Origin of the sequence: Neoaquamicrobium sediminum (assembly GCF_040970315.1) — a bacterium.
GTDB lineage: Bacteria > Pseudomonadota > Alphaproteobacteria > Rhizobiales > Rhizobiaceae > Aerobium > Aerobium sediminum.
Map to the genome: position 1 here is coordinate 532,290 of NZ_JAZHFV010000006.1, position 14,978 is coordinate 547,267.

The window sequence follows — 14,978 nt, forward strand, 5'->3', positions numbered from 1 at the left end:
GGTTTTTGTCTGGACTACGGTGCCTGCCACGGGCAACTTCGCGCGCTCGAAACGGAGGCGACGACGATGCTCGACCTTTTTGACGCAGACAGCGGTGAAATCGTGATCCGGCCCGCGAAGAAGCTGCTCGGCAGGGCCGCGGGCGTTTTCCTCGCGCCCGCCGATCATTTCGAGACGCGACCGGTCGACGCGCTCGACATCACGTTCGAGGGCATTGCCGGCGATTACCATGCCGGAAACACTCGGCGCTCGGGCGGTCGCGAGCCATGGTATCCGCGCGGCACGGAGATGCGCAACGAGCGCCATTTGTCGATCGTCGCGCCCGATGAGCTGGCGGGGATCGCTGCGCGCATGGGGATCGAAGAGGTCAAGCCGGAATGGATCGGTGCCAATCTGCTGATCGACGGCGTGCCGCAGCTTTCGATGCTGCCGGCCGGCACGATGCTGTTCTTCAAGAATGGCGTAACGCTGAAGGTGGACGGGCAGAACGTGCCGTGTCGGGTCGCCGGGCGTTCAGTGGCTGTAAATGCCGGCATGAACGATCACGAAGCGGGCTCGCTGCTGTTTCCCAAGGTGGCGCGGCGACTGCGAGGCCTTGTCGCCTGGGTGGAAAAGCCGGGCCGTATCGAGGCAGGCGAAGACGTTTCCGTGCGCATTCCCGAGCAGTGGATCTATCCGACCTAACGAACTGGCAGGGACGCCTCAGTCCGCCTCGCCATCGTCCGGGTCGAGCAGCCGTGTCGCGCGCCATCTCGTCAGCGTCTCGTTGATCTCGTCGACGACGAAGAAGCGTGCGGCGTCGCGGTCGTAACCTTCGGCAAGCAGCGTGTCGTAGCTGGAATGCTCGTGGCGGACGTATGTCACGGTCGCGATCCAGACGGCGATGGAGGCCGGCAGGTCGCGCATCTTGCGTACGCTCGCCATTTCCTTGATCTTCTCGATGTCGGCGTAGGGCGCCATCGGCAGCAGTGTGGTCAGCGCCTTGGCGATGGCGCGCTGCCGGTTGGTCGAGGGGTTCATGGCTGACCGACCACGGCGTCCGGAACGGCATCGGTCGACGCGTAGTAGGGCTTGATGTCGATGACGGGTGTGCCGTCGAGCACGTCGATCGCCTCCAGCGTCAGAATACCAGCTTCGGGATCAAGATCGACAAGCCGCACGACATGCAGACCAACCGGGTTGGGCCGCGCGGGCGAGCGCAGCGCGAAGACGCCGCGCGGCTGCGAGGCATGGCGCGGCTTCTGGACGATGAGGTTGCGCGGCGCGCGGTCAAGCCATGTAAGCAAGGCGATATGGCTGGCGCGCTCCAGCCCTGACAGACCGCTTCTCCAGGCGGCATCGACCTCCACCAAAGCGGGCATGCCGCGCTCGCGTGCGGCGGCCATGTTCTTTGGGCATTCCTCCCTGCGGGTCCAGGGCGAGCGCACGCGGCCTATGAAGACGATGCCCGCATCCGTCGCCATTTCGGCCGGGTCGAAATCCAGTTCGGTCTCGCCGTCCCGCTTGTCTTTGGTGGTCATCCTGCTTTCCATGGCAGCGTCATTTCTTGGCCGGATCGCGACATGGTGCTTGCCAGCGGCTCCTGATCGATATAAATATATCTTTATGTCTTTCTGGAGATTGGGATGCTGACGCGCTCCTCGACCGGCCTGAACATGATGGTTGATACGCTGAAGGCGGCTGCCGAATCCAGCCGCCTGCGGATTTTGCTGCTCCTGTCGCGCGGCGACCTGACCGTGACCGACCTGACCGAAATCCTCAACCAGTCGCAGCCGCGCGTGTCGCGCCACCTCAAGCTTCTGATGGATGCACAGCTCATCGAACGCTATCAGGAAGGCTCGTGGGCCTATTTCCGACTATCGGACGGCGAGGCGGCGCGGGACTTCCTTGGCGGCGTGATTGGTCGCGTCGATGCCGCTGACGCTATTGTCGAGCGTGATCTCGAGCGGCTGTCGTCGGTCAAACGCCGCCGGCAGGAGAAGGCTGCGGATTATTTCAGCGCCAATGCGGCGAGCTGGGACCAGATCAGGTCCCTGCATGTGCCCGATGGGGCCGTCGAAGCCGCTTTGACGGAACTGATCGGTGAGCGCCCGTTCCAGGCGATGCTCGACCTCGGCACCGGCACGGGGCGGCTGCTGGAGCTGTTCGCGCCGCTCTACCGGCGCGGCGTTGGCATCGACCTGTCGCGGGAGATGCTATCGGTCGCCCGCGCCAACCTCGACCAGGCCGATGTCGCCCATGCGCAGGTGCGCCAGGGCGATCTCTACGCGCCGCCGGTCGAGCGCGATGCCTTCGACCTCGTGACGATGCATCAGGTGCTGCACTACCTTGAAGACCCTGGTCTTGCGATCCGCGAGGCGTCGCGGCTGCTTCGGCCGGCCGGGCGGCTGGTGATTGTCGATTTCGCCCCGCACACACATGAGTTCCTGCGCGACGAGCATGCCCATGTCCGGCTCGGTTTTTCCGACCGCCAGATCGCCGACTGGCTGGAGGAGGCCGGGCTCGAACTGGAAGCGGAGCGCGCTTTTGCGCCGACTGCGGGCGCATCCGGCCTGACCGTGAAGCTGTGGGTGGCGCGCGACCGTCGCCTGCTGATCGCCGATTCTTCCCAAGCAATACAGACTGCCCCCAAGGAGACCGTTTGATGGCCGATCCCCGCCTGTCCCGCCGCACCGATATTGGCGACCGGATCAAGGTCTCGTTCGAGTTCTTTCCGCCGAAGTCGGACGAGATGGAAAGCCGCCTGTGGGAGACCATCACAAGGCTTGAGCCGCTGGCGCCGCAATACGTCTCCGTCACCTACGGCGCGGGCGGATCGACCCGCGAGCGTACCGCCCGCACGGTCGGGCGCATTCTGACCGGCAGCAGCCTGAAGCCCGCCGCGCACATGACCTGCGTCGATGCCACGCGCGAGGACGTCGACGCGGTGGTGCGCGACTTCGCAAGCCTTGGCGTGACCCGTTTCGTTGCGCTGCGCGGCGACCCGGCGGCGGGCGTGGGCGAGGCCTACAGGCCGCATCCTCAGGGCTATTCGAACGGTGCGGAGCTGGTCGGCGCCATCCGCAGGATCGGCGATTTCGAGGTCTCGGTCTCGGCATATCCGGAAAAGCACCCGGAAAGCGCCGATTTCGCCACCGACATCGACATGCTAAAGCGCAAAGTCGACAATGGCGCGACGCGCGCGATCTCCCAGTTCTTCTTCGATAACGATCTCTACGAGCGTTATGTCGAGCGCGTGCGCAGGGCAGGCATCTACATCCCGATCGTGCCGGGCGTGCTGCCCATCCACAACTTCAAGCAGGTGGCGAATTTCTCGGCCCGCTGCGGCACCCATGTGCCCGCATGGCTGGCGGAGCGCTTCGAGGGGCTCGAGAACGACCCGCAGACCCATGCTCTCGTTGCCGCCGCGATCGCGGCCGAGCAGGTGCTGGACCTTGTCGAGCGGGGCATCGGCGAATTCCACTTCTACACGATGAACCGTGCCGATCTGGCCTTCGCGATCTGTCACCTGATCGGGATCAGGCCGCAGGTCCGCACTGCCGCCGCAGCCGCCTAGGCGCTTTCGCAGGTCCAGACAACAAAAAAGGCCGGAGGGTTGTCCGGCCTTTTCGTCGTGTTCATGTGTCGCTTCAGGGAAGTGACGGCCCCGCCTTTATGCCAATATACCCATTATGAGGGCGCCTACGAAGGCAAACGCAGCACAAATGATCAACGTGTTGAGTGGTCGTGCAAGTCCCATGGCATAGTCTCCTCTACGACTATGGTGGAGATTCTAGGCTGCTTTGCATGTCAGGCAAGCGCATTTTATGCTGCGCTGCGAAGCCAGTCCGGCATCCGTTAGAACTGTCGCGCGCAGTTTCTTGTTTTCGCTGGCAAAACGAACTCGCGTCCCGCTGTTGAAAAATTGTGACGAAGCGACATCTATCCGCGGCCGAAAACGCGCCCGTCGATGGTGAGCAGGCCCAGCGCGATCAGACCCATGCCGGCCATCTCGAATATCTCCAGCCGCTCGCCGAGGAAGAGCGCGCCAAGCAGTATGGCGTTGACAGGCACCAGCAGCGTTACAAGCGAGGCGTTGGTGGCGCCGGCGGAGCGGATCAGGCTGAAATAGAGAATGTAGGCGAAGGAGGTTGCCAGCACAGCGAGCCCCAGAACGGCGGCCCAGACGGGTGGGCTGGCCGCAAAAAGACCTTCAGGGCCGTGCCACAGCAGCACCACAGGGATCATGATGATGGTGGAGGCGGTCAACTGACCGGTTGCGACCACCTGCGGCGGCAGGGCGCGGAACCGGCGCGCATAGATGACGGCCAGCGCGTAGGAGAGCGCCATGCCCACGAGCGCAAGCTTGGCCCAGACGGGCGCGCCGGCATCTGTGATCACGCCCGGACCGATCATGACCGCGGTGCCTGCCATGCCGAAGCCGATGCCAATAACCTTGTTCCAGGACAGTTTCTCGTCAGCGGTGAGCATGTTGGCGAGGATCATCGTCCAGAACGGCGTGGTCGCGTTGAGGATCGAGGCCGCACCCGCGCCGAGTTCCGTCTGGCCCGCGAACATCAGCGTGAAGGGTATGATATTGTTGAGGATTGCAAGCAGAAAGAAGCTGGCAGCCATCGGGAAGGCGAGCCGGAACGACGGTCCGGCAACGGCGAGATAAAGATGGAGCGCCAGAGCGGCGATGCCGACGCGAAACACCACCAGGGTGAGCGGCGGAATCTCGGTGACGGCGATGCGCGCGAAGAAAAACGAACCGCCCCAGATCGCGCCGAGCAGCACGAGCATGCCCCAGTCCCGGCCGCTCATCGCGCGGCGGGAAGGTAGGGACACGGCGGCGGCTTCACTCATGTCGGCAGGCTCCTCGGTGTTCGGCGGACAATAGGGCTTGCGCAGAGCGTTTCACCACCCGTTTCGTGATTTGGTCCATATGTTGGCGCGAGGTGGCCGGCATCGATAGACATCGTCTTTTTTGCGGCATCGCAGCCTGTTAGGCTCGCCCCAAATATCGAGGAGGCCGCCCTTGCAGCGATTCGACAATGCCCGCGAAGCAGCGCTCGCGCTTCGTCCCGACGATCCCGTCTATTGCTTTCGCCCCGAGGTGCTGAAGCAGGATTGCCGGGAATTCATGTCGATGTTTCCCGGCAAGACGGCTTACGCGGTCAAGACCAACGGCGAGAAGATGGTGCTCAAGGCGCTGGCGGAAGCGGGCGTGACGGCTTTCGACGTCGCCTCGCCGCAGGAGATCGCCGACGTTCGCGCGATCGCGCCGCAGGCCGAGATGCTCTATATGCACCCGATCAAGGCACAGTCGCACATCCGCCTGGCGCTTGAGGAATACGGCATCCGCGTGATCGCGATCGATCACGAGGACGAGGTCGTGAAGCTGACGCGTGTCGTCAAGGCGCTCGACATCGATCCGGCCAGCATCACTGTATTCGTGCGCATCCAGACCAAGGGCAGCGCCGCCTACGAGCTTTCGAAAAAGTTTGGGGCAGGTCCCGCGACCGCCGTCGAGCTCGCTGACCGGCTGGCGCGCGGCGGCTTCAAGGTCGGTTTGTGCTTTCACGTCGGCAGCCAGATCGAGGATCCGGATACCTATGAGCGCGCACTCGCCTCGGCCGACTGGGTGCGCAACCGTGCGGAAGCCGAGATCGTGGCGCTGGATGTCGGCGGCGGCTTTCCGGCCGAATATGGCCATGATCCCAACCGCAAGAAGCCGGAAATGCCCTCGCTCGGGCAGATCATGTCGCGGCTGCGTGGCGACATCACGGAATGGGGGTTCGGCGAGACACCGCTGGTCGCCGAGCCCGGCCGGGTGATCGTCGCGCGCGCCTTCTCGCTGATCGTACGAGTGCTGCTGCGCAAGGGCAGGCGGCTCTACATCAATGACGGCATCTGGGCGTCGCTGTCGGATTCATGGACCGGCAAGATCACGCTGCCGGCCCGCTTCATTCCGGACCCTGCGATCCGGCATCGCAACGGCGACAAGCAGAAGGTCGTGCCGTTCCGGGTTTGCGGGGCGACTTGCGATTCCGTAGACATTCTTTCGCGGCCGTTCTGGCTGCCGGAAACTGTCGACACGGGCGACTGGATAGAGATCGGCCATATCGGAGCCTATTCGCTATCGCTGCGCACGCGCTTCAACGGCTTCTATCCCGACACCTTCGTCGAGATCGCGACGCCGTTCGATGCCGGCGCGGCGCCGGAAGGCTTTGCCAGCCTGGAAACGATGGCGGATTAAGGGAGTAGGGCAGCAGGGTGCCTTACTTCCTTCACCCTCACAGGTTCGTCAGCAGTGCCGGCGTTGGCCAGCCGTCGACCGGCAGGCCGAGGCGCTGCTGCTCCACGCGCACCGCCTCGCGGGTCATTGCACCGAGAATGCCATCAATACCGCCCACGTCGTGGCCACGATCGAGCAGCTTCTGCTGTAGGAGCTTCATGGCGTCGCCGGTGAGGCCCTGCTCGGGGCTGCGCGCGTCCAAACGCGGTGCGCCGGCCAGCCGGGTCGCCAGATTGGCGGCGGTCAGCGTGTAGGTGAACGACTGGTTCCACTCGAGGTAGACGTCGAAGTTCGGGTAGACGAGAAAGGCGGGGCCCTTGTGGCCCATCGGCAAAGCAAGGCCTGCGTCCGGTGCGCCTGCATCGAGCGGGCTGCCGTCGCGCTTTGTAACGCCCCATGCCGTCCACTGCGAAATGGGCAGGCGATTGACGCGGCCGGTTTCGGCCCACGGCAGGGTGTCGGGAACCTGCACCTCCTGCATCCATGGCTCGCCGGCGCGCCAGCCGCGCGACTGGATCTTGCGGCCGGTGGTCAGGATCACGTCGGGTACGCTCCTGCGCATGTCGACCACGCCGTCGCCATCACCGTCGACGCCGAGCTTGAGGATGTCGGAGGGCAGCATCTGGGTCTGGCCGATCTCGCCTGCCCAGGCACCCTGGCTGTCGGCCGGCAGCGTGCCGTTGTCGATCAGGGTCAGCATCGGCACGAGCTGCGGGCGGAAAAGTTCCGGGCGGCGGCAGTCGTGGGCCAGCGTGACCAGCGCGTTCAGCGTGTTGAAATCGCCCTGTACGGCGCCGAAGTCGGTTTCAAGTGCCCAGAAGGCGGCAATCACTGGCCCCGGCACCCCGTAGTCGCGCTCTGCCTTGGCGAACAGGTCCGCGTGGCGGCGCAGCAGGCTGGCGCCCTGTTCCAGCCGGTAGCTGTTGATCATCCGGCCGGCAAACTCTGTGAAGGTCTGCGTGAAAACGCCCTGCGCCCGGTCGCGGCTGAGAACGCGTTCGTCGAGCCGCGCATTGTCGAGCGCTGCGAGCCCCCGCTGGCCGACGCCTGCCGCCTGCGCCTCTTGCGCGACGCCGGCACGCCAGGCGGAAAAGTCGCCGCCGCATTGCTGCGCCAGCGCTGGCCCGGCTGTCGCGAGCGTCAAGGTGAGGGCGGCCAGCGTCGTTTTCATCTGTAGGTCTCCGGGAGGCAGGGCTTCGAGTCCTAGCCTTCAAACGCCCGAACACGGCGTAAATTCGGCGTTACCGGGCATTTTTCTGCAACCAGGCATACCATTGCGCCTCGCTGCCGTTGAAGACGTTGATGTCGGCGTCGCCGCTCATGCCCGGAACTTCGCCGGTGCCGGTATATTGCCAGAACAGGAAGCGCTCGCGGTTGTAGCGCTCGTCGGGGTGGGCTGAGACCGAACGCAGCCAGAAATCATAGCCTTCGAAGCCCTCGAGCTTGTTGTCGTGGTAGAAATCGACAGAGGTGTAGATGATCGGCCGCTTGCCATAATGCCGTTCCAGCATGTCGAGGAACACGCGCATCTCGCGCTGTACGGTTGCCGCTGGCGGGCGCAGGCGGCAGGTCGGCGACAGGTGGTTCCATTCCATGTCGAGCACGTGGGGCAGCGTGCCCGCCTCACGCGGCACGTTGCGGATGAACCAGGCGGCCTGTTCGCGCGCCGGCCGGCAGAAATAGTAGAAATGGTAGGCTGAGCGGGGAATGCCGGCGGCTTTCGTGCCGCGCCAATGTTCGTGAAAATAGTCGTCGAGCCGGTCACCACCCTCGGTCGCCTTTATGAAAGCGAAGGAAATGCCAGCGGCCCTGGCGGCCTTCCAGTCGACCGGGCCCTGATATTTGGACGCGTCGGTGCCGTGGACGGCATAAGTCCAGGGCGCGCGATCCGCCCAGGGATGCGGCTTGCGGTCTCCGAAACGCGGATTGCGCACGGCCACACGAAAGGCCGATGCGTTGCGTGCACCGGAAGCGAGCGGCGCCGATGCACGGGTCGCGCCTGACGATTCGGGCGCAAGGTCGCCGAAGTCGTAGCTGACGCTGGTGCAGGCGGCGACAAAAGCGGTCAATACAAGGGCCGCGATCCGCAGCATCAAATCCCCCTGAGGTCCATTGCGGCAGCGTTCGAATCGCCTGCGCACCAAGGTCAGCAATAATCGATGCCTGCCGGTCCGTCATCCGCGCCGCCGGCGCGCGCTGCTGCCTCATCACCGAAAGCATTGATTTTCCGTCGCTTCCTGCCAAGAGTTCACGACAAAGTCATGAGGGCGAGCGGGGGAAAGATGCGAATCGTTGGCAAGATACTGAAGGGGCTGCTGCTTCTCGTCGTACTCTTGGTGGTGGGAGCCGCGGGCTGGCTCTACTTCGCGCCGCCTGCGCTGATCCGGGTGGGGACCGCCTATTCTGCGAAGATCGTGTGTTCCAACCATTTCCTGGCCGGGCGCGACGCTCAGGCCGTGCTGGCGCTCGACGTGCAGGCGCCTGGGCACCCGCTGCTCAAATACATCTACGTCGATGTGGACGAGGCGGCCGGCAGCGTTTCGGCCAAGCTGCTCGGGCTGTTCGGGGAAGGGCGTGCCGTTTACCGCGAGGGTGCGGGCTGTGCGACCCTGCCGGCCGGCGCGGAACTTGCGGCGTTGGGGCCGATTCCGGCAGCCGGGACGCCGAACCCGAATGCACTGTGGCCGTTCGGCGAGCGTGTCGAGGTATCGCAGGACCCCGCGCTTGCCGCCGTGCTGGACGATGCGGCGTTGACCGGTCCCGGCATGCGCGCCGTCGTCGTGGTTCACAATGGGCGCATCGTCGGCGAACGCTACGGCGACGGCTCGGGGCCGGACACGCCGCTGCTGGGCTGGTCGATGACCAAGAGCGTGACCGCCGCCATCATCGGCACGCTGGTCGGCGAGGGCAGGCTGTCGCTCGACCAGGACGGGCTGTTCGAGGAATGGGACGTCGACGAGCGCGGAACGATCACCATCGCCGACCTTATGGCGATGTCGAGCGGTCTGGAGTTCAACGAGGACTATGGCGACGTCACCGATGTGACCCGCATGCTCTACCTGCAGCCGGACATGGCGACATTCGCGGCCGACAAGCCGCTGGCAGGGCCGATCGGCGAGACCTTCAGCTATTCCAGCGGCACGACCGTTCTCCTTTCGCGCATCTGGCAGAATGCCTTCGAGGACCCGGCCGAAGCGTTCGCCTTTCCGCGCGAAGCGCTCTTTGCGCCCATCGGCATGACCAGCGCGGTGCTGGAGCCCGATGCGAGCGGCACCTTCGTCGGCTCGTCCTACCTCTACGCGACCGGGCGCGATTGGGCCCGGTTCGGGCAGTTCCTGCTCGAGGAAGGCGAGTGGCGAGGGCAGCAGGTTCTTCCGGAAGGGTTTGTCTCATGGATGCGCGAGGAAGCGCCTGCCTCCGCCGGCAAATACGGGCGCGGGCAAGTCTGGCTGGAAGGATCGGACGCCGGAGCCTCGGCGCCGGGGCTTCTCGAAGATACGTTCTGGCTGCGCGGGCATGACGGGCAGACCGTGGCCGTCGTGCCTTCGCAAAGGCTGGTGGTGGTCAGGCTCGGCCTGACGCCGTCGAAGCTCGGCCATCGGCCGGAGCCGCTTGTCGCCGCGCTCGCGGCGTTGCTGCCTGCCGAAAACGACTAGGCGAAGGCTTCCGATTTTCTGACGACAGGGATGCGCCGGGCGGTCGGCGCATGCAAACGGATTTTTCCCATTGACATAACTTATGTGTTATATAACATTGAAGTTATATGAGTGATTGGAGATGAACACTCTCGATGCCGCGTTTGCGGCTTTGTCGGACCCGACCCGGCGCGCGATCCTTTCAAGGCTCGCAACCGGCGAGGCGACGGTGATGGAACTGGCGGAGCCGTTCGCGATGTCGCAGCCCGCAATCTCCCGGCATCTCAAGGTGCTGGAAGGTGCGGGGCTGATCACGCGGAGGGTTGAGGGCGCAAAACGGCCATGCCGTCTCGCGCCGCAGGCGATCAAGGAAATCGACCGCTGGCTCGACTGGCTGAGGAAGGCGATGGAAGCCAATTACGACCGGCTCGACGCAGTCCTTGCAGAACTGGAACAGAACGAAGGAAAGGAAGACCAATGAGCAAGCTGAAGCTCGTCACCGAGGGCGAAACCCATGTCGTCGTCACCCGCCATTTCGCAGCGCGGCCCGAGACCGTCTACCGCGCCCATACCGAGCCGGAGCTGATCCGCAAGTGGATGCTAGGCCCGGACGGCTGGACAATGACCGAATGCATAAACGAGGCGAAGCCGGGTGGTAATGTCCGCTACGCATGGTCGGACGGCAACGGCAACGGGTTCCATCTTACCGGCGAATATATCGCGCTGGAGCCTTTCAGCCGGATCGAGCATGTCGAGCGCATGCACCTGCCCGACCCCACGCCGGACAATCATATCGAGACGCGTTTCGCGGCGGACGGCGACGGCACGCTGATGACCATGCGCATGACGCTGCCCGACAGCGCGACGCGCGAGGCGATGCTTGCCACCGGTATGGACCAGGGCATGGAGGCGAGCTACGCGCGGATGGAAGAGCTCATCGCGGCGGGCAAGCTCGCGGCCTGAGGCCCCATCTTGCCTCCAGGCATCGCGTCGATCATCCTCCACGTTCCATTCGAGGAGGCCACATGACACGACGCGACTTCGACCCTGCGACCGTCACACCCGACGGTCGCCCAGCCGCCAAGGCGCGGCTTTTCGATGCCACGATTGACGGGCCATACCGTGGCTCGATCAACGGCGAGACCCTTGCAACGCAGATTACGGTGCTGACCTACGGCAACGACGAGCCGGGGGTCGGGCCGGTGCTGCATATCCATCCTTACGACGAGGTGTTCGTCGTCCAGAAAGGCCGCGCGCGCTTCTTTGTGGGCGACCATACGATCGACGCCGAGGCGGGCGACACGGTGATGGCCCCCGCCGCGGTGCCGCACAAGTTCATCAACCTCGGTCCCGGACGCCTCCAGACGCTCGACATTCACCTGTCACCGCGCTGGATCCAGACCAATCTGGAATAGGGGGCGCGGCTCAGCCGCGCCCGAAGCCTCCCGCCGTCGGCGTGGTGAGGATGACGGCCTCGCCAGCCTCCAGCATCGTCTGGTCGCAGGCCTTGAGCAACTCGACCGAGCCGTCGAGCCGGCGCACCTCGGTGGAGCCGGTCTCGCCATCGCCGCCGCCGGCCACGCCGCGCGGCGGATGCTGTCGGTGCGACGACAGGATCGCGCATTCCATCCGCTCCAGGAAGCGGATCGAGCGCATGGTGCCGTCGCCCGCATTCCACTTGCCCTTGCCACCCGATCCTTCCCGGATGTGGAAATCCTCGAGAAGCACGGGGAAGCGCAGTTCCAGGATTTCCGGATCGGTCAGCCGTGAATTAGTCATGTGGACGTGGACGCCCGACGTTCCCGCAAACCCCTTGCCGTCATTGGTCTGGCCGGCCGGGGAGCCGGAGCAGATCGTCTCGTAGTACTGGTACGTCTGGTTGCCGAAGGTGAGGTTGTTCATCGTGCCTTGCGAGTTGGCGATGGCACCCATCGCGCCGAAGATCGCGTTGGTGACGTGCTGCGAGGTCTCGACATTGCCGGCCACCACGGCGGCCGGATAGGACGGCCGCAGCATGCAGCCTTCGGGAATGACGATGTTGATCGGCCGTAGGCAGCCGGCATTCATCGGGATGTTGTTTTCGACCATCACCCGGAACGCGTAGAGCACCGCCGCGCGCGCGACCGGCTCGGGCGCGTTGAAGTTGTTCTTCTGCACCGGAGACGTGCCGGTGAAATCGACGGTGGCCTCACGCTTTGAGCGGTCGACCGTGATCTTCACCTTGATGACCTGCCCGGTGTCGGTCGGGTATTCGTATTCCGAGCTGTCCGGCAGCCGCTCCAGCACCCGGCGCACGCTTTCAGCGGCGTTGTCCTGCACATGGCTCATATAGGCCTGCACCGTCTCCAGCCCGAAATGCGTGACCATCTTGCGCAACTCCGCCACGCCCTTCTCGTTGGCGGCGATCTGCGCCTTCAGGTCGGCGATGTTCTGGTGCGGGTTGCGCGCGGGGTAGGGATGGTCGGTCAGAAGCGTGTGAAGCTCAGCCTCGCGGAAGCGCCCGCGCTCGACAAGGTGGAAATTGTCGAACAGCACGCCTTCCTCGTCCACGGTGGTCGCGAGCGGCGTCATCGAGCCGGGCGCGGTGCCGCCCACGTCGGCGTGGTGGCCGCGCGATGCAGCATAGAACAGGATTTCCTTGCCCGCGTCGTCGAAGACGGGCGTGACCACGGTGATGTCGGGCAGGTGGGTGCCGCCATTGTAAGGCGCGTTGAGCGCGAAGACGTCGCCCGGATGAATGTCGCCCTCGTTGAGGCGGATGATCGTTTCCACCGACCGGTCCATGGAGCCCAGATGCACAGGCATGTGCGGGGCGTTGGCGACCAGTGCTCCGGTGCGGTCGAAGACGGCGCAGGAGAAGTCCAGCCGTTCCTTGATGTTGACGGAGTAGGCTGTGTTCTGCAGCGTGACGCCCATCTGCTCGGCGATCGACATGAAAAGGTTGTTGAACACCTCGAGCATGACCGGATCGGCGGCCGTGCCAAGGGCTGCCGAACGGCGCTTCTTTTCGACACGGCGCAGCAGCACATGGTTCTTGGCCGTCACTTCCGCCTGCCAGCCCGGTTCGATCACGATGGTCTGGTGACTTTCGATCAGCAAAGCTGGACCGGCGAGGCGGTTGCCCGGCTTGAGGTTTTCCCGCCGGTGGACGGCGGTGTCGTGCCATTCGCCTTCGAAGAAGACCCTGCGCGTGTCGCCGGCTTTCAGGTCGATGTCGCGGGTTTCGGCGTCGCGCTCGTCGCGGCCGGTGCCGCGGGTATCCACCCCTTCGAGGCTCACCGATTCAACAACCGCCGGCTTGTCGTCGTAGATGAAGCCGAACTGGGCCTTGTGGGCGGCCTCGAATGCCGCGCGGGCATCGGCGATCGAACCGCTGTCGAAGGTGACGGGCAGGGCGGTGTCAGTGCCGTCGTAGCGCACCTGCAACACCGGCTTCCAGCCGATGCGATCGGCCGGCACGCCCTGCGCGGAAAGCTCCTCGGCCACGGCCTCGCGCAGATGGGCGATGGTCGCCTCGATTTCCGTAAGTGAACTGTCTGCCAGCGGCGCCAGCAAGGCCTGCTGGCGCGAGGCAAAGATGGCCGAGAGACCGATGCCATAGGCCGAGAGCAGGCCGGAAAACGGGTGGATCAGCACGCCTTCCATGCCGAGTGCGTCGGCGACGAGGCAGGCGTGCTGGCCGCCCGCGCCGCCGAAGCAGTTGAGCAGATATTCGGTGACGTCGTAGCCGCGCTGCACGGAGATTTTCTTGATGGCGTTGGCCATATTCTCGACGGCGATCGTCACGAAGCCTTCGGCAACCGCTTCCGGCGCGCGGCCATCGCCTATTTCGGCTGCCATCGCTGCGAATTTCGCGCGCACGGTCTCGGTGTCCAGCGGCTGGTCCTGTTCGGGGCCGAAAATCGCCGGGAAGAAATCGGGCTGGAGCTTGCCAAGCATGACGTTGGCGTCGGTGACGGCCAGCGGGCCGCCGCGCCGGTAGCATGCCGGTCCGGGATTGGCGCCCGCCGAATCCGGACCCGTCTGAAAGCGCCCCGCCTCGTAATGCAGCACCGAGCCGCCGCCGGCGGCCACGGTGTGGATGCGCATCATCGGCGCGCGGACGCGCACGCCCGCCACTTCCGTGTCGAACGCGCGCTCATATTCGCCATCATAGTGGGCAACGTCGGTCGAGGTTCCGCCCATGTCGAAGCCGATGACCTTGCCGAAGCCGGCAAGGCGCGCGGTTTCCACCATGCCGACGACGCCGCCGGCCGGTCCCGACAGCAGCGCATCCTTGCCCTGGAACATGTCTGCGGCGGTCAGGCCGCCAGACGACATCATGAACATGAGGCGAGGGGAGGCTGTGCCGGTCTTATTGCTGGAGATGCCCAGTTCGCCAGCGACCTGCCGAACGTAGCGCGACAGGATCGGCGAGAGATAGGCATCTACTACGGCAGTGTCGCCACGGCCGACCAGCTTGACCAGCGGCGAGACGCGGTTGGAGACCGAGATTTGCGAGAAACCGGATTCTTCGCAGAGGCTTGCCGCCATTTCCTCATGCTGTGGATATTTCCATGCATGCATGAAGACGATGGCAACCGCATCGATGCCGTCGGCCTTGGCTTTGCTCACCGCATCGCGGATATGCTCGGCATCGAACGCCATTTCGACTGTGCCGTCGGCGCGCACGCGCTCATCGACCTCCACCACGCGCTCGTAGAGCTGCTCGGGAAGGATGATTTCCTTGGCAAAGATGTCCGGGCGGGCCTGGTAGGCGATGCGCAGCGCATCTCGGAATCCCTTGGTGATAAGCAGCAGCACACGATCGCCCTTGCGCTCCAGGAGCGCGTTGGTGGCCACCGTCGTGCCCATCTTGATGTCGCCGATCGCATCGGAGGGAACCGGCGCATCGGCTGCGACACCAAGCAGCCTCCGGATGCCGGCGATTGCGGCGTCCTTGTAGGCTTCGGGGTTTTCCGAGAGGAGTTTAAGCGGATGGAGCTCGCCTTCGGGGTCCCTGCCGATGATGTCGGTGAAGGTGCCGCCGCGGTCGATCCAGAAGTCCCATTTGCCGGCCATTTTTC

At 64.7% G+C, this 14,978-nt stretch carries 14 protein-coding genes; 8 read left to right on the plus strand and 6 right to left on the minus strand.

Annotated features, from left to right (window positions below; translation table 11 throughout):
- The first annotated feature begins 66 nt into the window (after positions 1-66).
- On the plus strand, positions 67-684 hold the full coding sequence (locus tag V1479_RS19285) for an MOSC domain-containing protein (protein ID WP_368804376.1): 618 nt from the start codon (positions 67-69) through the stop codon (positions 682-684).
- A gap of 18 nt (positions 685-702) precedes the next feature.
- On the opposite strand, the gene V1479_RS19290 is transcribed toward V1479_RS19285, so the two are convergent.
- Positions 703-1,020 carry a DUF2293 domain-containing protein gene (locus V1479_RS19290; RefSeq protein ID WP_368804377.1) on the minus strand — a complete coding sequence of 106 codons (318 nt, stop codon included), beginning with the start codon at positions 1,018-1,020 and terminating at the stop codon, positions 703-705.
- On the minus strand, positions 1,017-1,520 hold the full coding sequence (tsaA, locus tag V1479_RS19295; RefSeq protein WP_368804378.1) for a tRNA (N6-threonylcarbamoyladenosine(37)-N6)-methyltransferase TrmO: 504 nt from the start codon (positions 1,518-1,520) through the stop codon (positions 1,017-1,019). The genes V1479_RS19290 and tsaA overlap by 4 nt, the downstream gene beginning before the upstream one ends.
- A gap of 105 nt (positions 1,521-1,625) precedes the next feature.
- Between tsaA and V1479_RS19300 the strand changes: the two genes are divergently transcribed.
- The gene (locus V1479_RS19300) at positions 1,626-2,645 is read left to right on the plus strand and encodes an ArsR/SmtB family transcription factor (protein ID WP_368804379.1); all 1,020 of its coding nucleotides are present in this window, start codon (positions 1,626-1,628) and stop codon (positions 2,643-2,645) included.
- Complete coding sequence (gene metF / locus V1479_RS19305; protein WP_368804380.1) at positions 2,645-3,556, plus strand: methylenetetrahydrofolate reductase [NAD(P)H]; 912 nt, start codon at positions 2,645-2,647, stop codon at positions 3,554-3,556. Before V1479_RS19300 ends, metF begins: the two co-directional genes overlap by 1 nt.
- Before the next feature lie 365 nt (positions 3,557-3,921).
- On the opposite strand, the gene V1479_RS19310 is transcribed toward metF, so the two are convergent.
- Positions 3,922-4,845: a DMT family transporter gene (locus tag V1479_RS19310; protein WP_368804381.1), complete on the minus strand. Its 924-nt coding sequence runs from the start codon at positions 4,843-4,845 to the stop codon at positions 3,922-3,924.
- A 172-nt stretch (positions 4,846-5,017) separates the two neighbouring features.
- On the opposite strand from V1479_RS19310, the gene V1479_RS19315 reads away from it, so the two are divergent.
- Complete coding sequence (locus V1479_RS19315; protein ID WP_368804382.1) at positions 5,018-6,238, plus strand: alanine racemase; 1,221 nt, start codon at positions 5,018-5,020, stop codon at positions 6,236-6,238.
- Positions 6,239-6,275: 37 nt separating this feature from the next.
- On the opposite strand, the gene V1479_RS19320 is transcribed toward V1479_RS19315, so the two are convergent.
- Together V1479_RS19320 and V1479_RS19325 are read right to left on the minus strand one after the other, a co-directional pair.
- Complete coding sequence (locus V1479_RS19320) at positions 6,276-7,448, minus strand: lytic murein transglycosylase (protein ID WP_368804383.1); 1,173 nt, start codon at positions 7,446-7,448, stop codon at positions 6,276-6,278.
- Positions 7,449-7,518: 70 nt separating this feature from the next.
- Positions 7,519-8,370, minus strand: a complete 852-nt coding sequence (locus tag V1479_RS19325) for a glycoside hydrolase family 25 protein (RefSeq protein WP_368804384.1) — start codon at positions 8,368-8,370, stop codon at positions 7,519-7,521.
- A gap of 189 nt (positions 8,371-8,559) precedes the next feature.
- On the opposite strand from V1479_RS19325, the gene V1479_RS19330 reads away from it, so the two are divergent.
- The 4 genes from V1479_RS19330 (at position 8,560) to V1479_RS19345 (ending at position 11,327) form a co-directional block, all read left to right on the plus strand.
- Positions 8,560-9,933: a serine hydrolase domain-containing protein gene (locus V1479_RS19330; protein ID WP_368804385.1), complete on the plus strand. Its 1,374-nt coding sequence runs from the start codon at positions 8,560-8,562 to the stop codon at positions 9,931-9,933.
- Positions 9,934-10,054: 121 nt separating this feature from the next.
- A complete protein-coding gene (locus V1479_RS19335; protein ID WP_368804386.1) occupies positions 10,055-10,393 on the plus strand; it encodes an ArsR/SmtB family transcription factor in 339 nt (112 codons plus the stop codon).
- The gene (locus V1479_RS19340) at positions 10,390-10,875 is read left to right on the plus strand and encodes an SRPBCC domain-containing protein (RefSeq protein ID WP_368804387.1); all 486 of its coding nucleotides are present in this window, start codon (positions 10,390-10,392) and stop codon (positions 10,873-10,875) included. The genes V1479_RS19335 and V1479_RS19340 overlap by 4 nt, the downstream gene beginning before the upstream one ends.
- A 62-nt stretch (positions 10,876-10,937) precedes the next feature.
- The gene (locus V1479_RS19345) at positions 10,938-11,327 is read left to right on the plus strand and encodes a cupin domain-containing protein (protein WP_368804388.1); all 390 of its coding nucleotides are present in this window, start codon (positions 10,938-10,940) and stop codon (positions 11,325-11,327) included.
- 10 nt (positions 11,328-11,337) lie between these two features.
- On the opposite strand, the gene V1479_RS19350 is transcribed toward V1479_RS19345, so the two are convergent.
- Positions 11,338-14,973, minus strand: coding sequence for a hydantoinase B/oxoprolinase family protein (locus tag V1479_RS19350; protein WP_368804389.1), 3,636 nt, complete (start codon positions 14,971-14,973; stop codon positions 11,338-11,340).
- Positions 14,974-14,978 lie beyond the last annotated feature (5 nt).

Excerpts from the sequence above, each read along its gene's own strand:
- V1479_RS19285 (WP_368804376.1), top strand. The coding sequence starts at position 67 with ATGCTCGACCTTTTTGACGCAGACAGCGGTGAAATCGTGATCCGGCCC.
- V1479_RS19290 (WP_368804377.1), bottom strand. The coding sequence starts at position 1,020 with ATGAACCCCTCGACCAACCGGCAGCGCGCCATCGCCAAGGCGCTGACC.
- tsaA (WP_368804378.1), bottom strand. The coding sequence starts at position 1,520 with ATGACCACCAAAGACAAGCGGGACGGCGAGACCGAACTGGATTTCGAC.
- V1479_RS19300 (WP_368804379.1), top strand. The coding sequence starts at position 1,626 with ATGCTGACGCGCTCCTCGACCGGCCTGAACATGATGGTTGATACGCTG.
- metF (WP_368804380.1), top strand. The coding sequence starts at position 2,645 with ATGGCCGATCCCCGCCTGTCCCGCCGCACCGATATTGGCGACCGGATC.
- V1479_RS19310 (WP_368804381.1), bottom strand. The coding sequence starts at position 4,845 with ATGAGTGAAGCCGCCGCCGTGTCCCTACCTTCCCGCCGCGCGATGAGC.
- V1479_RS19320 (WP_368804383.1), bottom strand. The coding sequence starts at position 7,448 with ATGAAAACGACGCTGGCCGCCCTCACCTTGACGCTCGCGACAGCCGGG.
- V1479_RS19325 (WP_368804384.1), bottom strand. The coding sequence starts at position 8,370 with ATGCTGCGGATCGCGGCCCTTGTATTGACCGCTTTTGTCGCCGCCTGC.
- V1479_RS19330 (WP_368804385.1), top strand. The coding sequence starts at position 8,560 with ATGCGAATCGTTGGCAAGATACTGAAGGGGCTGCTGCTTCTCGTCGTA.
- V1479_RS19335 (WP_368804386.1), top strand. The coding sequence starts at position 10,055 with ATGAACACTCTCGATGCCGCGTTTGCGGCTTTGTCGGACCCGACCCGG.
- V1479_RS19340 (WP_368804387.1), top strand. The coding sequence starts at position 10,390 with ATGAGCAAGCTGAAGCTCGTCACCGAGGGCGAAACCCATGTCGTCGTC.
- V1479_RS19345 (WP_368804388.1), top strand. The coding sequence starts at position 10,938 with ATGACACGACGCGACTTCGACCCTGCGACCGTCACACCCGACGGTCGC.
- V1479_RS19350 (WP_368804389.1), bottom strand. The coding sequence starts at position 14,973 with ATGGCCGGCAAATGGGACTTCTGGATCGACCGCGGCGGCACCTTCACC.